Source organism: Allobosea sp. Root483D1, from assembly GCF_001429505.1.
Taxonomy (GTDB): domain Bacteria; phylum Pseudomonadota; class Alphaproteobacteria; order Rhizobiales; family Beijerinckiaceae; genus Allobosea.
This window is the reverse complement of record NZ_LMJW01000023.1, coordinates 76,552-93,174: the sequence shown is the minus strand read 5'-3', so window position 1 is coordinate 93,174 and position 16,623 is coordinate 76,552. Positions and strand designations below refer to the sequence as shown.

Here is a 16,623-nt window from a genome sequence, read left to right as displayed (position 1 = left end):
CCATCGCCCCTTGCTGCGGCAGGCAACTTGGCGCGTCCGCCTTGCCAATCTAGCCGTTGACAGGTCATCGAGCATGCCCGAGTACCCCCGAACGGCGACAGTGATCTCAAGCGTAATTTTCATGACCGGGAACGGCCCGGCTGGTACTTTCGTGTAACCTATGGCGACCTCGACAACACCTGGGAAGGCTGCGGTGTTTCGCTGGTATGCCTCGTCTGCGACGTTCGCCGTCCCCCAAGCTGCGGGACCTGTCGCATTCGCGCTGGTCGCCCTTACTCTCACGGGTGATACCGGCGGCGGCGCTGCCATGATTCTTGCTCTAACGCTGGCTCAGGTCATCGGTGCGGTTCCGATCACGCGCCTCGGGCAGAGCCTGCCGACTACGATATTCCTGCGCCTACTGGTCGCCTTCAGGACTGCCGCACTCGGAGCAGTCGCCTTGCTAGCCCACTTCGCCGCCCCCTTCATTTGGCTGGTCGCCTGCTCGGCCTTGGCAGGCGCGGTTACCGGAGCGGCCTTCGGATACCTCCGAGCCGTGCTTAACGAGCTCACTCCTTCCGAGAAGCTACCTCGGGCACTGGGTATCGCGGCCACGCTCAACGAGGTCACCTTTGTCCTCGCCCCGGTGCTCGCGTCCGGGTTGGGAACCATCTCGCCCGTTTTCGGCGTCTTGGCGCTCGCGGCGCTGGGGGCTCTCCCCGCCTTGCTCGTCCCGACCGTGAGATCGGCGCCGACCGATGATGTGCACGCGCCGGACGCTTCTGTGATTAACCGGGTTATCCTACTTTGGCTGATTTGCGCGGCGGCGGGCGGTTCCACTGTAGCGGCCCTGGAGATCGGTGCGGTCGGGCTGGCCCTTCAGTTCGGCTACGCGCCCGCTATGGCAATCCTGTTCACCGTTCCGCTTTGCGTCGCATCGGTGGCCGGCGGCATCTGGGTCAGCGTTCGCAACCGCATGGCGACTCGCAAGGCCGTCCTGCTCCAACTGGCGATCATGGCGGTAGGGGCCATTACAGTCGCACTGCAGGTGTCAATGGCTCTCACGGTGATCGGCGCCATCCTAGTGGGTGCGGTGCTCGCGCCCTTGGGCACGTATTACTCGCTGGTACTCGACACCCTCGCTCCGCCGAACAAGCGCCCCGAGGTCTTCGCGCTATTACGAACCGCAAACTCGGTCGGCGTGATCGTAGCGAGTGCGGTCATGACGGCCGTCTCGTTGTCGATGGCGTTGATAGTAGTGAGCTGCCTGATGGTGGCCGTTGTGATGGTCGTCGGTCTGGCCGGTAAAACACCTTCCGCTTAACTGCTCGCCGCGACTAGTGGGCTTCCGCTTTCGACCCAAGCTCGCGGTTGGTCGAATGGCGAAACTGGCACGGCGGCTGCCCGCCGTGCCCAAGCTCATAGGTCCGTTTGCTCCGAAAGCAGAAACGCATCGTCAACCTCGATGCCGAGGTAGCGCACGGTGCTTTTCAGTTTCGTATGTCCTAGAAGAAGCTGGCATGCGCGCAGATCGCCGGTGCGCTTGTAGATCAGCGCGACCTTCGTTCGACGGAGACTGTGCGTTCCGTAGAGCGCTGGATCCAATCCGATCAAAGCCACCCAGTTGTCGAGAAGGCGACCGTACTGGCGCGTTGTGATGTGATCACCGTGCCGGCTCCGGCTCGGGAACAGCCAATCGTCCTCACGAGAGATTCTCAATCTCAGCCGGGCGGTAAGCGCTTCGCGGGCTGAGTTCGTCAGTTCAAATGGTGCCGGCCGCCCGGTCTTCTGCTGAACAATAGCAGTGCGGAGTCGAACCGTGCCGCCAAGGACGACGTCGCCGATGCGGAGGCGAACGAGATCGCATCCCCGTAGCTTGCTATCGATCGCCAAATTGAACATGGCGAGATCGCGAACGCGCCCCTCGTGCTGAAGCCGGGTGCGTATTGCCCAGATGTGCTTCGGCCTGAGAGGTGGCTTGGGTCCGATAATGCGCCCAAGATTCCATGCCTGATGGGGTACTTGGTTCTGCGCTTGGGTATCCATCACAGACCCCCTTCATGTGGGACGCCGCATCCTGGACAATTCTATCAAATCTTGAGGAAGGTGGCGGTCGCGTCGCGCCAGGAGCGGCTCTCGATCTACGCCCAAAAGGAGACGTACGAAGGCCGCCTGAGCTATGCCGGAAGCGACCACGACTAATAAGGTAGGGATCGGTCCCAGCCATCACGAACAGGTATCATTCGCGGAACTCGGCTTGTGCCGTCTTGCAAGATCGACAAAATGGATGGCCTGCAGACGTGTCGCTTAAGCAACCTTCGAGCATCTTACCCATGAATTTCTTTGCGCGAGCGGCGATTGCAGCGGATCTTTCGTGGGTGCCGGATATGGCTGCTTTTGAGGGGCCTCCAGTGACCGCAGAATCCTTTGTGCAGGCTTATCTTGCTGATCCAAGCACATGGCATTGGTCCACGGATATGCTGAACGATCCACGGGAGATCGTATTAAGGCGCGTTCTGGCGATTATTGCGCAGGCGCGACTGCCTGATCACCAACTGGCACTTGGTCAACTCGGCGCGGGTCCGCTGGAAGATTTGATGTCCGACGCCTTGCTCGAAGATTTGCGCACTTGGGTGCCCTTCACTGCCGAGATGCGCTACGCACTTGGAAATGTTCGAATGAATGTCGAACCGGCTGCCTTGCAGCGTCGGCTGGAAGCAATGTTACTTTATCGCTGAAGGCTTCCTGCACAAGCCAAAGATTGGCGGACTTGGATGCGGGGCGTCAGCCCCGCGCCAGTTCCAGACATTGGGCTGCTGCCCGAAAGTAGACTTTGCTATGGGGCGAGCACGTCGTGGCCGCGATCGGCACGCCGCGAAGGGCGTATTCGTTGAACAAGCGAATACGCCCTCAGGTAAGGCTAGGCGGTCCACCCGCCGTCGATTGTCAGGCTCGCGCCGGTCATATAACCGGCTCCGGGGCTCGTCAGCCAAGCGACGAGGTCGGCGATCTCTTCCGGCGATGGAACGGGCTTCGTCCTCACGGGGGAGCGCGCCCGTGACGGCGAGCGGCTGCCGCTCGAAACCAGTTGCCCAGGTATCTTTGCCGTCGGAGACGTACGTGCCGGCTCGACCAAGCGGGTCGCCGCCGCCGTCGGCGAGGGGGCCGCCGTCATCGCCCAGATTCACTCCTTCCTGACACGGCAGGCCGGCCGTGATAGCGGCGCGGCGCGGTAAGCGTGATGCCTCGTGACCTCTACGAAGCTTCAACGCCAGCTACGCTGAGGGGCATGCTCGGGTCGGCGGAATTATGAGTGCCTCCGAATGGCGGGAATGAAGCGCGCCATAAGTGGAAACGGGACCCTCAACAGGAAGCAGACATCTCTACATCGCTTTCGTTCCGCTCGCAGGTGGCTCTGCTCACTCGATCTCCAGATCACAGTTTCAACGAGTCCAGGATGGCTCGCGCGGCAGCAACGCCGGTCTGAAACGCACCATGCGCTGTCGAAAAATCCTGCATCGAGCAGGCCTCGCCGGCGAAGAAGAGCCTGCCCTCGACATCGGCGGCGAGGACTGTCCGCGCGTCGGCATGACCCGGCAGCGCGTGGCTGTAGGAGCCTCGCGCAAAAGGCTGGCGCCCCCAGCGCGATTGCGCGATCGGCTCCAGCCGGCTCCTGACCCCGGAGCCGAACAGCCCGGCTAACTCGTCGCGCGCGAAAGCGGCAAAGGCATCGCCGGCGGTTTCGAACTCGCGTGCGGCCTCACCACCCACGAAGCCTTCGATCAGCGGCCGGCCGAAGGGCCGCAGATGGTAGCTCGCCGTTCGTTTCACGGACGGATTGCCCAGGACCTGCGTGTCCGGCTCGAAACCGTCGCAATCGGATAGCTTGAAGATGATCTTGTCTGCCAGGCCCAGCGGCAGTGCGCGGGCAGCGTCGATATGGTCCGCTGCGCGCGGCGGCAGACGGATCGCGCCGGAGGCAAGCACATCGGTCGGGACCGTGACGATGACGCGCGCAGCCTCGATCTCGCCTCTGACGCTGGTCAGCCGCAAGGCATGCCCCGATACGTCGATGCTGGTTATCGCTGTGCTCAACGCGACTGGCACGTCCTTCGCTGCGGCAACGACGAGGCTGCCATAGCCCTCGGCAACGCGCCAGTTCACGCCGGTCTCGGCATCGGCATAGGCGAGATAGTCGCGGATCGAAAGCTGCTCCAGCTCCGTGCCGTTGATGTAGGTGCTGAGCGCTTCGAGATAGGGCGTCCAGCGGTCGCTTGCGTCCAGGAGGTCGGAGGCGCGGTCGTTCCCGGGAGGAGTCTCGCGCAGGCGCTGCTCGAAGTGGGCGAACGCGGCCCGCGCGGCACGCTGGTCGGCTGCGGGAAAGCCGAGATCGCGAAACTGGATGCCCCATGGCGGCGTGGTCCGGTCGAGATGGAAGCCAAGCTCGGGCGCCAGCGCGGCCCAGCCGTTGCGATCCGCCGAATGGAGCCAGCCGCAGCCGAGGTCGAAATGGAGACCATCGTGGAAGGCGGTGTGCGCCCGCCCGCCGATCCTGTCGGTCGCCTCGATCAGAAGCACGTCGAGCCCGGAAGCGGCGAGCTGCCGGCCCGCCGCAACCCCGGCAGCTCCGGCCCCGACAATGGCGACATCGAGCCGCTTCATACGCTGCCTTCCCGCGGCGCGGCGCCGAGCTCCAGCCAATCGAGCTCTTCCTCGAGCCGGTGGAAGGCGTCGTCTCCGATGGTGCCGCGCTTCCGCAGCTCGAATGCAGTCTTCCGCGCGGCCGCGAGCGCGGTCCGCCGCAGAGCGTTATGGTCGGTGTCGAGCTGCGCGGCCCGTCCGGTCTGCTCCAGCATGTCGCGATATTCCTGTCGGATCGCCGCCGCAGACGCCGGCTGCGCGCCTTCGAGCGATCCGATCGCGGCCTCCAGCGCAGCCTTCCGCGCAAGAGCGAACTCACGGTCGACAGGGTGATCGTCGCTGATCGCGAGATAGCGCAGCAGCGGCGCCAGCGTCAGCCCTTGGACCAGCAGCGTGCCGACCACGACGGTGAAGGCACAGAGCAAGATCAGGTCGCGATAGGGAAAATCAGCGGGAAGGGCGAACGCGGCCGCGAGCGTGACGATGCCGCGCATGCCGCACCAGGCGATGACGATGCTGCCCTTGACGTTCTGGAAGGAGGCGGCCTTCTCGCTCGCGCCGGAAGGCCGGCCCGAGAGCAGGAGGGCAAGACCCCTATAGGTCGCAACCCATGTCAGCCGCACGAGAATGACCGTTGCGAGGACCGCAAGCGCGATCCAGGCGTAACCGGCACGTTGCCCAGCATCGAACCCTTCGAGGATCGGGCGCAACTGCAGTCCGACCAGCACGAAGGCAAGAACCTGGAGTACGAAGACGGTCGTTTCCCAGACAGCATAGGAAGGGATGCGCAACCGCGCGCTCGTCACGGCCGGAACCGTCCGCGCCAGAACAATGCCGTAGATAACGACGGTGATGATCCCGGACAGATGCAGCCGCTCTGCCAAGATCCAGACACCGAAGGTCGTGATGAACTGCACGATGATGGCACTTGCCGGGTCACGAAAAAGCGTGAGCAGCCGCACCGCGGCCCAGCCGAGAAACATCCCGAGAATGATGCTGCCGACCGTGACAAGCGCGAAGGCCGGCAATGCGCTGGCCGCACTGAAGCTGCCGGCCGCGACCGCCCCCACGGCCAGGCGGTAGATCAGTAGCGCGGTCGCATCGTTCAAAAGGCTCTCGCCTTCGACGATCACGACGATGCGATGGGGTGGCCGCAGCTTTCGCAGGATCGCCGTGGCGGCAACGGCGTCGGGCGGCGCGACGATCGCCCCGAGCGCGATCGCGGCGGCCCAGGGAATGTCAGGCACCAGCCACCGGGCCACAAGTGCGACAGCGGCCGTTGTGACGCCGACAGCCACGAAAACCAAGCTGGATACCGGCAGCCAGTTCCGGCGCAGATCGCGCGGCGAGCTGTCGAAGGCCGCATCGAGCAGGATCGGCGCGACGAAGAGGGCCAGCACCAGCTCCGGATCCAGCGTGATGCGCGGCGCATTGGGAATGAAGGCGAGAGCCGTCCCGCTGATGGCGAGCACGACCGGATACGGGATGCCGACCCGTCGCGACGCCGCCGCGAGGATGACAGCCCCGAACATAATGACCAGGAGGGACTCGAACAGGACCATGCCATGCGAGTTTATCGCTCAATGCCGCGGTGTCGATCGCTGCCGATCATCACAACGGCACTTTCTTATGACGCTCCGTAAGCTTCGTCAGGTTGAGGCGGAAAGAGCCATCACTCGGTTTGTCCCAGTTTGGCGAGAAGCGCCAGAAGCTGACTTTGGTACCCCGCCGGTAAGCGGACATTCGCATCCTGCGATTTTCTTCCTCCCATTGCGGCACCACCCGAATGAGAGCTAGCTGGTCAGACACTGGAGAGCGGCTAGGTAGGAAGTGCTATGACGCCGTCGAGCGATCAGTCGGTAGGCGAGCCTGCATTGCTGCTGTCGAGCTTTGCACACAGACAAAATCAGTTCTGGCTGGCCGGTTCCATTCTGGCCGTTTCGGTTCTCATGCCTGTCTTGATAGCACCTCATGCAGGCCGCTCATTGACCGATTGGGTCGTCGTGTTACCAGCCTACGCGGCAGCGGTACTGGTGATCGAGCTGGTGACCTCGACATTTCTTTTCGCGCTGTTTTACGTCCAACGCTCAAGGGCGATCCTTATCCTGGCCGCCGGATATCTGTTTTCCGGAGCGCTGGTCGCACCATGGGTCGTGACGTTTCCGGGCATTTTCTCATCATTGGGGATCGAGGAAAGCATCCAGAGTGCCGCGGCCTTCGCGGCTTTGAAGCGCCTTGGCTTTCCGCTGTTCATCTTGGCCTATGCCGTCCTGCCCGATGTTCAGCTCGCGCGCCGTCTAGTCGCCTCCTGGATCGTCGTGGCTGTGGTGTCGGTGCTAGCCGTCATAGCAATAGCCTGCTGGTTGGTCCTGGGCGACTGGAGCAGCTTGCGTCTATCCAACGCCTTCATGAGGGACGCCCTCACGCCGGGACTGCTGTGGCGCTTAATTCCAGCGCTTGCGATCGCACTCTATCTTGCCGGGATCGTAGCCCTGGCAGCTCGGCGCCGTACGATCCTCGATCTTTGGCTCGTCGTTGTGTTGGGCACGCTCCTGATCGAGATCATCCAGATCTCCTATCTGGGCGCGGGTGTGCGCATGAGCCTGGGCTGGTGGGCGGGGCGGCTCTATGGGCTGGTCTCGGCCAGCATCGTTCTCGTGGTGATGCTCGCCGAGACGATCGCCGTCTATGCCCGTCTTGCGCGCGCCACGATTGCAGAACGGCGCGCCCGCCAGAACCGGCTGACCGCCATGGAAGCGCTGTCGGCGACGATCGCCCACGAGGTCAATCAGCCGCTGGGCAGCATGGTCACTAATGCCAATGCGGGCCTGCGCTGGCTCGCCAATCCACAGCCTGAACTGGATGAAGCCAAAGCCGCGATGCACCGGATCGTCGAGGAAGGCCACCGGGCCAACAAGGTCGTCTCGGGCATCCGCACCATGTTCATGAAGGGCACGCGCGAGCGTACCCCGCTCGACCTGAACCTTCTGATCGAACAGGTCGTGAAACAGAGCGCTGTCGCGGCTCGCCTGGGACATGGCGCCGTCACGCTGGACCTGGATTGCCAGGCGCCTTTCGTGATCGGCAACGCCATCCAGTTGCAGCAGGTGGTCGCCAACCTGATCGACAACGCCATCGAGGCGATGCGTGCAGTTCCGGCCCGTCAGCGACGGCTGCGCATCGCCACGACCGGTCGCGAGCATGGCGAGGTCGTCGTCAGCATCGAGGATGAAGGTCCTGGCCTGGACCCCGCAACCCTGGACCGGATATTCGAGCCCTTCTTCACGACGAAACCCGATGGCATGGGTATGGGGCTGATGTTCTGCCGGTCTGCGATCGAAGCTCATGGCGGGCGACTCTGGACCTCGACGAATGAGCCAAAGGGCGCCGTATTTAGCTTCTCGCTGCCCACCAGCCCGCAGCCTGACCCGGCGCCGGAGGAAAACGAGTGAATATCGAAGCCTCACTCGTCTTCGTGATCGACGATAATCCGGCCATGCGCGCTTCGGTCGAGAGCCTGCTGCGTTCGGTCGGCCATCGTGTCGCGGCCTTCCATTCGACGGAGGACTTCCTGGCAGCCGAGCATCATAACGGGCCGGCTTGCCTCGTCCTGGACGTCAGGTTGCCGGGCGTTAGCGGGCTCGAATTTCAACGCGAACTCAAGCGGATCGGCCGGGGATGCCCGATCATCTTCATCACCGGTCATGGTGACGTTCAGATGTCGGTCGCGGCCATGAAGGCTGGCGCGATCGAATTCCTGACGAAACCGTTCCGGGATCAGGATTTGCTCGACGCCGTCCATAAAGGCCTCGCCATGGATATTGAACTGCGGAAGCGTGTGAAGGAGATGGAGGCTCTCCGACTGCGTTTCGAGACCCTGACGCCGCGGGAACGCGAGATTCTGCCGCTGGTGGCGAGTGGCCTCATGAACAAGCAGATCGCGGCGACCCTTCAGCTCAGCGAGATCACGGTCAAGGTTCATCGTGCCCAGGTCATGCAGAAGCTGCAGGCCGCGTCGCTGGCCGATCTCGTGCGGCTGTCGGACAAGATCGCGGAGGCGGTCGCCGGCGCTGCCGGATAGTCGGGCGATGCCTTCGTATAATTGCTGCCAACCTGCGCCAGCCACGATGATCGAGGCCGACGCGAGCCCGGTGGCATGGACCATGACGAAGCCTGACGGCGCACTCATCGCCATTATCGATGACGATGCAGCGGCACGGGACGCCGTCGCCAGTCTCGTTTCGGCCCTGGGCTATCAGACATTCACATGCAACGGTGCCGCGCCGTTCCTTGCGTCCGGGCTGCGGCACGAGACGCGCTGTGTGGTCGCGGATATTCGCATGCCCGGCATGAGCGGGCTCGAACTATACGGCCAGCTTGCCAGATCGGGCCGGGTGATACCCACGATCCTGATGACGGCTTATCCTGACGAGACCACGCGGGCTTCCGCCCTGGCGGTCGGGGTGCATGGCTATCTCACCAAGCCGCTCGATCCCGAGATCCTTCTGGCCTGCCTCCGCGCGGCGTGGAAATCCGGCCCGCTTATACCAAGGCATAGCGCGACGGATACGACCGTTTAATTGCGCCGACCTGTGGCCGGCACCTACCCCTAGGGCTCATTCAGGAGAGCTCACATGGTTCAGGCGACGGCGACCCCAGGCAAGGGACTTCTGGCTCCCCACGATCACACACTGATCATGATCGACTTCCAGTCGCAGATGGCCTTCGCGACGAAGTCGATCGATGCCGTCACCTTGCGGAATAACGCGGCTCTGGTCTCGCAAGCAGCGGCCGGCTTCGGCGTTTCCACCATCCTGACGACCGTAGCCGTCAGCAGCTTTTCCGGCCCGATGTTCGAGGAGATCACCTCGGCCTTTCCCGGCCAGGCCCTGCTCGACCGCACCTCGATGAACACCTGGGAAGATGCGGCGGTCATCGCCCGCGTCAACGAGATCGGCAAGCCGCGCATCGTTCTGGCCGGCTTGTGGACGGGCGTCTGCATCGTCGGCCCGGCGCTGTCGGCCATCGACCAAGGCTACGAGGTCTATGTCATTGCCGATGCTTGCGGCGACGTCTCCGACGAGGCCCATGAGCGCGCCATGCAGCGCATGATCCAGGCCGGCGCTCGCCCGATGACCTCGCTGCAATACCTGCTCGAGCTCCAGCGCGACTGGGCGCGGACCGAGACCTACGCGATGACGACCGGCATCGCCAGGAAGGTCGGCGGCGCCTACGGGCTCGGCATCACCTACGCAAAGACGATGTTCGGCGCCTCCGAAGGGCACTGATCGGCCCATCGAAGCCTCCCGCCGGCTTGACCGGCTCCAGACGCCTCGAACTCAGCGGATGCCCAGAATGCCCACGATCACCACCAAGGACGGCGTCGCCATTTTCTTCAAGGACTGGGGTCCGAAAGACGCGCAGCCCATCGTGTTCCATCACGGCTGGCCTCTTTCGGCCGACGACTGGGATACGCAGATGCTGTTCTTTCTCCAGCATGGCTATCGCGTCGTCGCCCATGACCGGCGCGGCCATGGGCGCTCGGCACAGGTTAGCGACGGCCATGACATGGATCACTATGCGGCCGATGCCTTCGCCGTCGTTGAACATCTCGATCTCAGGAACGCGGTTCATATCGGGCATTCGACCGGTGGCGGCGAAGTCGCCCGCTATGTCGCAAATCACGGGCAGCCTGCCGGCCGCGTCGCCAAGGCGGTGCTGGTCAGCGCCGTGCCGCCCCTGATGCTCAAGACCCCCGCGAACGCGGACGGCGTGCCGCTCGAAGTCTTCGACGGCTTTCGAAAGGGTACGGCCGAAATGCGGGCACAGCTGTTCCAGGATGTCGCCGCAGGCCCGTTCTACGGCTTCAATCGCGACGGCGCGCAGGTCTCGCAGGGCGTGATCCGGAACTGGTGGCGCCAGGGCATGATGGGCAGCGCCAAGGCTCACTACGACGGCATCAAGGCTTTTTCCGAGACCGATCAGAGTGAAGATCTCAAGGCGATCACGGTGCCGACGCTGGTCCTGCATGGCGACGACGACCAGGTTGTCCCGATCGCGAACGCTGCGCTGAAGTCGATCAGGCTGCTCAAGAACGGCACGCTCAAGGTCTATCCGGGCTATCCGCACGGCATGCTGACCACCCATGCCGACGTCATCAACCCCGACCTGCTCGCCTTCATCAAGGCTTGAGCCATAGCAACGCAGCTCTGGCAGCTGCCTTGCGCGATCATGCGAGAGTGGAACGCTACGATGAAACCCTATCTGCTCGCGCTGGGCGCCGGCCTGATCGTCGGTGTCGTCTACAGCCTGCTCAACGTGCGCTCCCCGGCGCCGCCCGTGATCGCGCTGATCGGCCTTCTGGGAATTCTGGCGGGTGAGCAGATCGTCCCGATCGCCAAACGCGTCATCGCGGGGCAGGAGCTCAGCCTCGGCTGGCTCAAAAGCGAATGTGGGGAGCACCTGTTCGGCGCCCTGCCGGCGCGGGATCGCAATGAGACGGACGCCGGACCCGGCCGGAGGCTCTCATGACGAACCCGACACGGCGCGACACTGCGCTCGGCGGCGCGGCCGGCGCGCTCGCCACTTTGATCGGTGGAACGCCATCAGCCCAGACCTCAGGCTCGGGAGCCCCCGCGATGACCGCAGACCTCATCCTCGTCAATGGCCGCTTCACGACGCTCGACCGCGCCAATCCCAACCCGGACGCCGTGGCGATCGCGGATGGCCGCTTTCTCGGCGTCGGCACGCGGGCCGAGATGCAGGCGTTTACAGGCCCCGTGACGAAGACCATGGATCTTGGCGGCCGCCGCGTCGTCCCCGGCCTGATCGACAGCCACATGCACATCATTCGCGGCGGGCTGAACTACAATATGGAGCTCCGCTGGGACGGCGTGCGCTCGCTCGGCCGGGCGATGGAGATGCTGCGCGCGCAGGTTGCGGTAACGCCGCCGCCGCAATGGGTCCGCGTTGTTGGCGGCTTCACCGCGCATCAGTTCGCCGAAAAGCGCCTGCCGACGCTGGACGAGATCAACGCGATCGCACCGGAGACGCCGGTCTTCATCCTGCATCTTTACGATCGCGCCTTGCTGAACGGGGCGGCGCTGCGGGCGGCGGGTTACACGAAGGACACGCCCAGTCCACCCGGCGGCGAGATCATCAAGGACACGGACGGCAATCCCACCGGGCTGCTTCTGGCCAAGCCCAACGCCACGATCCTTTATGCGACGCTGGCGAAGGGTCCGAAGCTGCCCCCCGAATACCAGCTCAACTCGACGCGCCATTTCATGCGCGAGATGAACCGGCTTGGCGTCACCTCGATCATCGATGCCGGCGGCGGCTACCAGAACTACCCCGATGACTATGCCATCATCGAAAAGCTGCACACTGAGGGCGAGCTGACGCTGCGGCTGGCTTACAACCTCTTCACCCAGAAGCCCAAGGACGAGTTGTCTGATTTCGCCGGCTGGGCCAAGCAGGTGAAACCCGGCCAGGGCGACGATCTCTACCGCCACAACGGCGCCGGCGAGATGCTGGTCTATTCGGCGGCCGATTTCGAGGACTTCAAGGTCGAGCGGCCGGAGATGCCGCCCTCGATGGAAGCCGAGCTCGAACCCGTGGTCAGGCTGCTCGCTCAGCAGCGCTGGCCTTGGCGCCTGCACGCGACCTATGACGAGACGATCACGCGCGCGCTCGACGTCTTCGAGAAGGTCAATCGCGATATCCCGCTTGAAGGCCTGCACTGGTTCTTCGATCATTGCGAGACCATCAGCGACCGCAATATCGACCGCATAGCGGCGCTCGGCGGCGGCATCGCCGTGCAGCACCGCATGGCCTTCCAGGGCGAGGATTTCGTCGAGCGCTACGGCGCCAAGGCGGCCGAGCGTTCGCCGCCGATCGCCCGCATGCTGGAAGCCGGCGTCAAGGTCGGCGCGGGCACCGACGCCACCCGCGTCGCCAGCTACAACCCATGGGTCTCGCTCGCCTGGCTCGTCACCGGCAAGACGCTCGGCGGCTTGAAGCTCTACCCGCAGCGCAACCTGCTCGACCGCGAAAGCGCGTTGCGCCTCTGGACGGAGGCCAACACCTGGTTCTCGACGGAGGAAGGCAAAAAGGGCCAGCTCAAGACCGGCCAACTCGCCGATCTCGTCGTGCTCGACCGCGACTACATGAGCGTACCCGAGGACGAGATCCAGGACATCGAGAGCGTGCTGACGCTGCTCGGCGGCAAGATCGTGTTCGGCGCGGGCGATTTCGCGCCGCTGAGCCCACCGCTGCCGCCCGCCATGCCCGACTGGTCGCCTGTTCGTACCTTCGGCGGCTACCAGCAGCGCGCCGCCGTCAAGGACGACCGCAAGTACGCGCTCATGGCGGGCTGCGGTTGCGACAGCGCCTGCGGTATCCACGGCCACGGCCATGCAGCGGCGCTTGGCACACAGGCGCCGGCCCGCGACGAGGCGGCCTTCTGGGGCGCGCTCGGCTGCTCCTGCTGGGCGTTCTGATCGTGGCAAAACATCCTTACGCGATCACGCGTTTTGCCGCCCACTTCGCGACGCCCGCTATGCGCTGGCTAGCCCTGCTGGGTCTGTGCGCCGCTTACCTGCAGGGCGGCTTCAACAAGGCGACCGATTTCCCCAGCGCCATCGCCGAGATGCAGCATTTCGGCCTTTCGCCGGAACGGCCGTTTGCGCTTGCAGTGACCGCGCTCGAACTCGTCGCCTCGGTGATGATACTCACCGGCATCGGCCGCTGGCTTGGCGCGCTTGCTCTCGCTGCTTTCACGCTGATGGCGACCTTGGTGGCACTGCGCTTCTGGGAGATGGCGCCGCCGGCCCGCTTCATGGCGGCCAACAGCTTCTTCGAGCATCTCGGCCTCGTCGGCGGCTTCCTTCTCGTCGCCTGGCATGATCTGCGCGAGCGTGTTGCGATGGGCCGGCCAGCATGAGCGATGCCGTGCCCAAGGCGGCCGCCAAGGCGGGCGCGTTTTCGCCTCTGAAACAGCCCGTCTTCGCCGTGCTGTGGGCCGCTACCGTCCTCGGGAACACCGGCAGTTTCATGCGGGACGTCGCCAGTTCCTGGCTGGTGACGGATCTCTCCGCTTCGCCGGCAGCGATTGCGATGGTTCAGGCCGCCGGCACGCTCCCGATCTTCCTACTGGCCATCCCGGCCGGCGTGCTCTCGGACATTCTCGACCGCCGAAAGTTCCTGATCGCGATCCAGCTTCTGCTGGCCGCCGTCAGCATCAGCCTGATGGCACTGTCGCATCTGGGGCTGCTGACAATCAGTTCGATCGTCGCCCTGACCTTCATCGGCGGCATCGGCGCTGCCCTGATGGGGCCGACCTGGCAGGCGATCGTGCCCGAACTGGTTCGCCGGTCGGATGTGAAGAACGCCGTCGCGCTGAACTCGCTCGGCATCAATATCGCGCGCTCGATCGGCCCCGCAGCTGGCGGCCTGCTTCTGGCTGCGTTTGGAGCTGCCGTCACCTATGGCGCCGACGTTCTCAGCTACGTCTTCGTTATCGCTGCGTTGATCTGGTGGCCTCGCGCGCAGGGTGCCGACGACGCCTTGTCGGAGCGTTTTGCCGGCGCCTTCCGTGCCGGGCTGCGCTACACTCGTGCAAGCCGCGAATTGCATGTGGTGTTGCTGCGGACGGCTGTCTTCTTCGCCTGCGCCAGCGCGGTCTGGGCACTTCTGCCGCTGGTCGGCCGTACCTTGCTCGGCGGGGATGCCCGTTTCTACGGCATCATGCTCGGCTGCGTCGGGGCAGGCGCGATCGGCGGCGCGCTGGTGCTGCCGGCCCTGCGCAAACAGATGGACGCCGACCAGTTGCTGCTCGGTGTTGCGATCGTGACCGCGCTCGTCATGGCGGCGCTCGCGCTCGCCCCGCCGAAGCCCGTGGCGCTGGCTGTCCTGCTGCTGCTCGGCGCAGCCTGGATCGTTGCCTTGACGACGCTGAACGGCGCGGCGCAGGCGATCCTGCCGAATTGGGTCCGCGGGCGAGCACTGGCGGTCTACCTCACCGTGTTCAACGGCGCGATGACGGCCGGCAGCCTGGGCTGGGGCCTCGTCGCGCAGGAGATCGGTGTGCCGGCCACGCTGCTCGCTGGCGCCGGCTGCCTGCTGGTCGCGGGCGTCGTGTTTCACCGCGTCAAGCTTCCCAGGGGCGAGGCCGACCTCGTCGCCTCCAACCACTGGCCTGAGCCGCTGACGGCCGAACCTGTGGACCATGATCGCGGCCCCGTCCTGATCCTGATCGAATACCGCGTCGCCAAACTGGACCGACCGGCTTTTCTCGCCGCGCTGAACCAGCTCTCGGCGGAGCGCCGCCGCGACGGCGCCTATGGCTGGGGCGTCACCGAGGATGCGGCCGATCCTGAGGGCATCGTCGAGTGGTTCATGGTCGAGTCCTGGGCTGAACATCTGCGCCAGCACAAGCGCGTCTCGAAGGCCGACGCCGACCTGCAGAACGAGGCGATCCGGTTCCATATAGGCCCGGAGAAGCCGGTCGTGCGCCACTTCCTGACGATCGATCCGAAAACGCCGACACCCGGCCCGGTCGCATGAGGTGCCGCGCGATGGCCGTTGCCGGCGCGCTGAGCTGGCTCGGCAGCGCGGGCGCTGCACTGTCCCAGGCGGAGACGCACTGCGATCCGGAGCCGAAAGCAGGCATCACCGCTTGCACGAAAGCGAAGGCCGATCCGTTCGCGATGGTGAAGGACATACCGCTGTCGCCTGACGGATCGGTCTCCCTGAGCCTCGGCGGGCAATTGCGCATCCGCCCGGAATTTTCCCGGCAGCCGGTCTTCGGCCTGGCGGCCCCGGCCCATAACAACGGCCTGTTGGTCCGGTCCTTCCTCTCGGCAGACCTGAAGCTGGGTCCTTATCTTCGCAGCTTCGTCGAATTCGTCAGCGGCCAGGCACCGATCTGGGCTGTCACCCCGCCGGGCACGCAGCTCGACCGGCTGGATCTCCTGCAGGGTTACGGAGAGCTGAGCCTGCCTGTCGCGAGCGGCGTTGTCATGGTCCGCGGCGGTCGTCAGGAGATGAGCTTCGGCTCGTCACGGCTCGTCTCAGTGCGTGAAAGCCCCAATGTGCGTCGCGCCTTCGATGGCATCCGCGCAGCGTGGATCGACGGCCCCGACCTGCGCATCGACGGCTTTCTGGTGAGGCCGGTGGTACCGATGGCCGGCCTGTTCGACGACCGGTCCGACCCCGCGCAAGCTTTTTGGGGCCTGTATGCGACCGCGCCCGTCCCTGGCGTCACCGGGCTCAAGGCCGACCTCTATTATCTTGGCCTCAAACGTGAGAATGCCCGCTTCGCCCAGGGCACGGCCGTTGAACGCCGTCACACGCTGGGCGGCCGGCTTTTCGGCAAGGCTGCGGGCTTCGACTGGAATGTCGAAGGCGCGGTCCAGTTCGGCCGCTTCGGCCAGGCCGATATCCGCGCCTGGACCGCGTCGGCAGAGCTCGGCTACAAGTTGTCGGAACTGCCCTTCGCGCCACGCATCGGGCTAAACGCCGACGCGATCAGCGGCGACGGCAACCTGCGCGACGGCCAGCTCGGCACCTTTAATCCGCTCTTTCCAAAGCTGCCTTATTTTTCAGAGGCGAACCTCATAGGGCCGGCAAACCTCCTCGACATCCAGCCGAACATCACGCTGACCATTTTGCCGAAGGTCAAATTGACCGTCGGCTGGAACCCGCTCTGGAAGCAGAACAAGGCGGACGCCTTCTATGGGCCGGCGGTAACCCCCGTAGCCCGGACTGCCGGCGGAGCAGGCCGTTACGTCGGCCAGCAGGTCTCCACGACGGTCGAATGGGCCTTGGCCGAACATATCACGCTGGGCGGAACGTTCGTCAGCTACAAACCTGGCGAGCGGATCAGGCAGGCAGGCGGAGTTGATGGATCCTTCGCCGCGGGCTGGGCAACTCTAACCTTCTAAACTTGCCTGATGCGCAAAATAGGCCGACCAATGGGTTTGGTAGCGGGATGCGCCACAA

General features: G+C 64.5%; 16 protein-coding genes and 2 pseudogenes. 14 read left to right on the top strand and 4 right to left on the bottom strand.

What is annotated here, in order from left to right; genetic code table 11:
- The first annotated feature begins 160 nt into the window (after positions 1 to 160).
- Positions 161 to 1,303, top strand: coding sequence for an MFS transporter (locus ASE66_RS29525; RefSeq protein WP_057193561.1), 1,143 nt, complete (start codon positions 161 to 163; stop codon positions 1,301 to 1,303).
- 95 nt (positions 1,304 to 1,398) lie between these two features.
- On the opposite strand, the gene ASE66_RS29520 is transcribed toward ASE66_RS29525, so the two are convergent.
- Positions 1,399 to 2,025 carry a tyrosine-type recombinase/integrase gene (locus ASE66_RS29520; protein ID WP_057193560.1) on the bottom strand — a complete coding sequence of 209 codons (627 nt, stop codon included), beginning with the start codon at positions 2,023 to 2,025 and terminating at the stop codon, positions 1,399 to 1,401.
- 287 nt (positions 2,026 to 2,312) lie between these two features.
- Here ASE66_RS29520 and ASE66_RS29515 point away from each other — a divergent pair, with 287 nt between their 5' ends.
- On the top strand, positions 2,313 to 2,717 hold the full coding sequence (locus ASE66_RS29515; RefSeq protein WP_057193559.1) for a hypothetical protein: 405 nt from the start codon (positions 2,313 to 2,315) through the stop codon (positions 2,715 to 2,717).
- A gap of 182 nt (positions 2,718 to 2,899) precedes the next feature.
- Here ASE66_RS29515 and ASE66_RS33525 read toward each other — a convergent pair whose 3' ends face one another.
- Positions 2,900 to 3,022, bottom strand: a complete 123-nt coding sequence (locus ASE66_RS33525) for an SDR family oxidoreductase (RefSeq protein WP_413814301.1) — start codon at positions 3,020 to 3,022, stop codon at positions 2,900 to 2,902.
- Here ASE66_RS33525 and ASE66_RS34065 point away from each other — a divergent pair.
- Positions 3,000 to 3,215 (top strand): annotated as a pseudogene (locus tag ASE66_RS34065) (thioredoxin reductase); the annotation flags it as partial. The gene ASE66_RS33525 and the pseudogene ASE66_RS34065 overlap by 23 nt on opposite strands.
- A gap of 199 nt (positions 3,216 to 3,414) precedes the next feature.
- On the opposite strand, the gene ASE66_RS29510 reads toward ASE66_RS34065, so the two are convergent.
- Positions 3,415 to 4,641: a flavin monoamine oxidase family protein gene (locus tag ASE66_RS29510; protein ID WP_057193558.1), complete on the bottom strand. Its 1,227-nt coding sequence runs from the start codon at positions 4,639 to 4,641 to the stop codon at positions 3,415 to 3,417.
- A complete protein-coding gene (locus ASE66_RS29505) occupies positions 4,638 to 6,182 on the bottom strand; it encodes a cation:proton antiporter (RefSeq protein WP_057193557.1) in 1,545 nt (514 codons plus the stop codon). The genes ASE66_RS29510 and ASE66_RS29505 overlap by 4 nt, the downstream gene beginning before the upstream one ends.
- Before the next feature lie 273 nt (positions 6,183 to 6,455).
- On the opposite strand from ASE66_RS29505, the gene ASE66_RS29500 reads away from it, so the two are divergent.
- From ASE66_RS29500 to ASE66_RS29455, 11 genes and pseudogenes are all read left to right on the top strand, one after another.
- A complete protein-coding gene (locus ASE66_RS29500) occupies positions 6,456 to 8,072 on the top strand; it encodes an ATP-binding protein (protein WP_082613847.1) in 1,617 nt (538 codons plus the stop codon).
- A 44-nt stretch (positions 8,073 to 8,116) separates the two neighbouring features.
- Positions 8,117 to 8,365 (top strand): annotated as a pseudogene (locus tag ASE66_RS33845) (response regulator transcription factor); the annotation flags it as partial.
- A gap of 39 nt (positions 8,366 to 8,404) precedes the next feature.
- On the top strand, positions 8,405 to 8,701 hold the full coding sequence (locus ASE66_RS33840) for a response regulator transcription factor (protein ID WP_320409805.1): 297 nt from the start codon (positions 8,405 to 8,407) through the stop codon (positions 8,699 to 8,701).
- Between the two features lie 46 nt (positions 8,702 to 8,747).
- Positions 8,748 to 9,200, top strand: a complete 453-nt coding sequence (locus tag ASE66_RS29490; RefSeq protein WP_244495113.1) for a response regulator transcription factor — start codon at positions 8,748 to 8,750, stop codon at positions 9,198 to 9,200.
- A 54-nt stretch (positions 9,201 to 9,254) separates the two neighbouring features.
- Positions 9,255 to 9,908, top strand: coding sequence for a hydrolase (locus ASE66_RS29485; protein ID WP_057193555.1), 654 nt, complete (start codon positions 9,255 to 9,257; stop codon positions 9,906 to 9,908).
- A 67-nt stretch (positions 9,909 to 9,975) separates the two neighbouring features.
- Positions 9,976 to 10,812 (top strand): alpha/beta fold hydrolase, encoded by an 837-nt coding sequence (locus tag ASE66_RS29480; RefSeq protein ID WP_057193554.1) that lies wholly within the window; start codon positions 9,976 to 9,978, stop codon positions 10,810 to 10,812.
- A 60-nt stretch (positions 10,813 to 10,872) separates the two neighbouring features.
- Positions 10,873 to 11,151 carry a XapX domain-containing protein gene (locus ASE66_RS29475; protein ID WP_057193553.1) on the top strand — a complete coding sequence of 93 codons (279 nt, stop codon included), beginning with the start codon at positions 10,873 to 10,875 and terminating at the stop codon, positions 11,149 to 11,151.
- Positions 11,148 to 13,121, top strand: a complete 1,974-nt coding sequence (locus tag ASE66_RS29470; protein ID WP_082613846.1) for an amidohydrolase — start codon at positions 11,148 to 11,150, stop codon at positions 13,119 to 13,121. The genes ASE66_RS29475 and ASE66_RS29470 overlap by 4 nt, the downstream gene beginning before the upstream one ends.
- A gap of 59 nt (positions 13,122 to 13,180) precedes the next feature.
- Positions 13,181 to 13,564, top strand: coding sequence for a DoxX family protein (locus ASE66_RS29465; RefSeq protein WP_082613845.1), 384 nt, complete (start codon positions 13,181 to 13,183; stop codon positions 13,562 to 13,564).
- The gene (locus ASE66_RS29460; protein ID WP_057193552.1) at positions 13,561 to 15,186 is read left to right on the top strand and encodes an MFS transporter; all 1,626 of its coding nucleotides are present in this window, start codon (positions 13,561 to 13,563) and stop codon (positions 15,184 to 15,186) included. Before ASE66_RS29465 ends, ASE66_RS29460 begins: the two co-directional genes overlap by 4 nt.
- Before the next feature lie 11 nt (positions 15,187 to 15,197).
- Entirely contained in the window at positions 15,198 to 16,565 is a 1,368-nt protein-coding gene (locus tag ASE66_RS29455) for an alginate export family protein (protein ID WP_057193551.1), read from the top strand.
- The last annotated feature ends 58 nt before the right edge of the window (positions 16,566 to 16,623 follow it).

Excerpts from the sequence above, each read along its gene's own strand:
- ASE66_RS29500 (WP_082613847.1), top strand. The coding sequence starts at position 6,456 with ATGACGCCGTCGAGCGATCAGTCGGTAGGCGAGCCTGCATTGCTGCTG.
- ASE66_RS29480 (WP_057193554.1), top strand. The coding sequence starts at position 9,976 with ATGCCCACGATCACCACCAAGGACGGCGTCGCCATTTTCTTCAAGGAC.
- ASE66_RS29485 (WP_057193555.1), top strand. The coding sequence starts at position 9,255 with ATGGTTCAGGCGACGGCGACCCCAGGCAAGGGACTTCTGGCTCCCCAC.
- ASE66_RS29475 (WP_057193553.1), top strand. The coding sequence starts at position 10,873 with ATGAAACCCTATCTGCTCGCGCTGGGCGCCGGCCTGATCGTCGGTGTC.
- ASE66_RS29525 (WP_057193561.1), top strand. The coding sequence starts at position 161 with ATGGCGACCTCGACAACACCTGGGAAGGCTGCGGTGTTTCGCTGGTAT.
- ASE66_RS29505 (WP_057193557.1), bottom strand. The coding sequence starts at position 6,182 with ATGGTCCTGTTCGAGTCCCTCCTGGTCATTATGTTCGGGGCTGTCATC.
- ASE66_RS29490 (WP_244495113.1), top strand. The coding sequence starts at position 8,748 with ATGATCGAGGCCGACGCGAGCCCGGTGGCATGGACCATGACGAAGCCT.
- ASE66_RS29510 (WP_057193558.1), bottom strand. The coding sequence starts at position 4,641 with ATGAAGCGGCTCGATGTCGCCATTGTCGGGGCCGGAGCTGCCGGGGTT.
- ASE66_RS29470 (WP_082613846.1), top strand. The coding sequence starts at position 11,148 with ATGACGAACCCGACACGGCGCGACACTGCGCTCGGCGGCGCGGCCGGC.
- ASE66_RS29520 (WP_057193560.1), bottom strand. The coding sequence starts at position 2,025 with ATGGATACCCAAGCGCAGAACCAAGTACCCCATCAGGCATGGAATCTT.
- ASE66_RS29465 (WP_082613845.1), top strand. The coding sequence starts at position 13,181 with ATGCGCTGGCTAGCCCTGCTGGGTCTGTGCGCCGCTTACCTGCAGGGC.
- ASE66_RS29455 (WP_057193551.1), top strand. The coding sequence starts at position 15,198 with ATGGCCGTTGCCGGCGCGCTGAGCTGGCTCGGCAGCGCGGGCGCTGCA.
- ASE66_RS29515 (WP_057193559.1), top strand. The coding sequence starts at position 2,313 with ATGAATTTCTTTGCGCGAGCGGCGATTGCAGCGGATCTTTCGTGGGTG.
- ASE66_RS29460 (WP_057193552.1), top strand. The coding sequence starts at position 13,561 with ATGAGCGATGCCGTGCCCAAGGCGGCCGCCAAGGCGGGCGCGTTTTCG.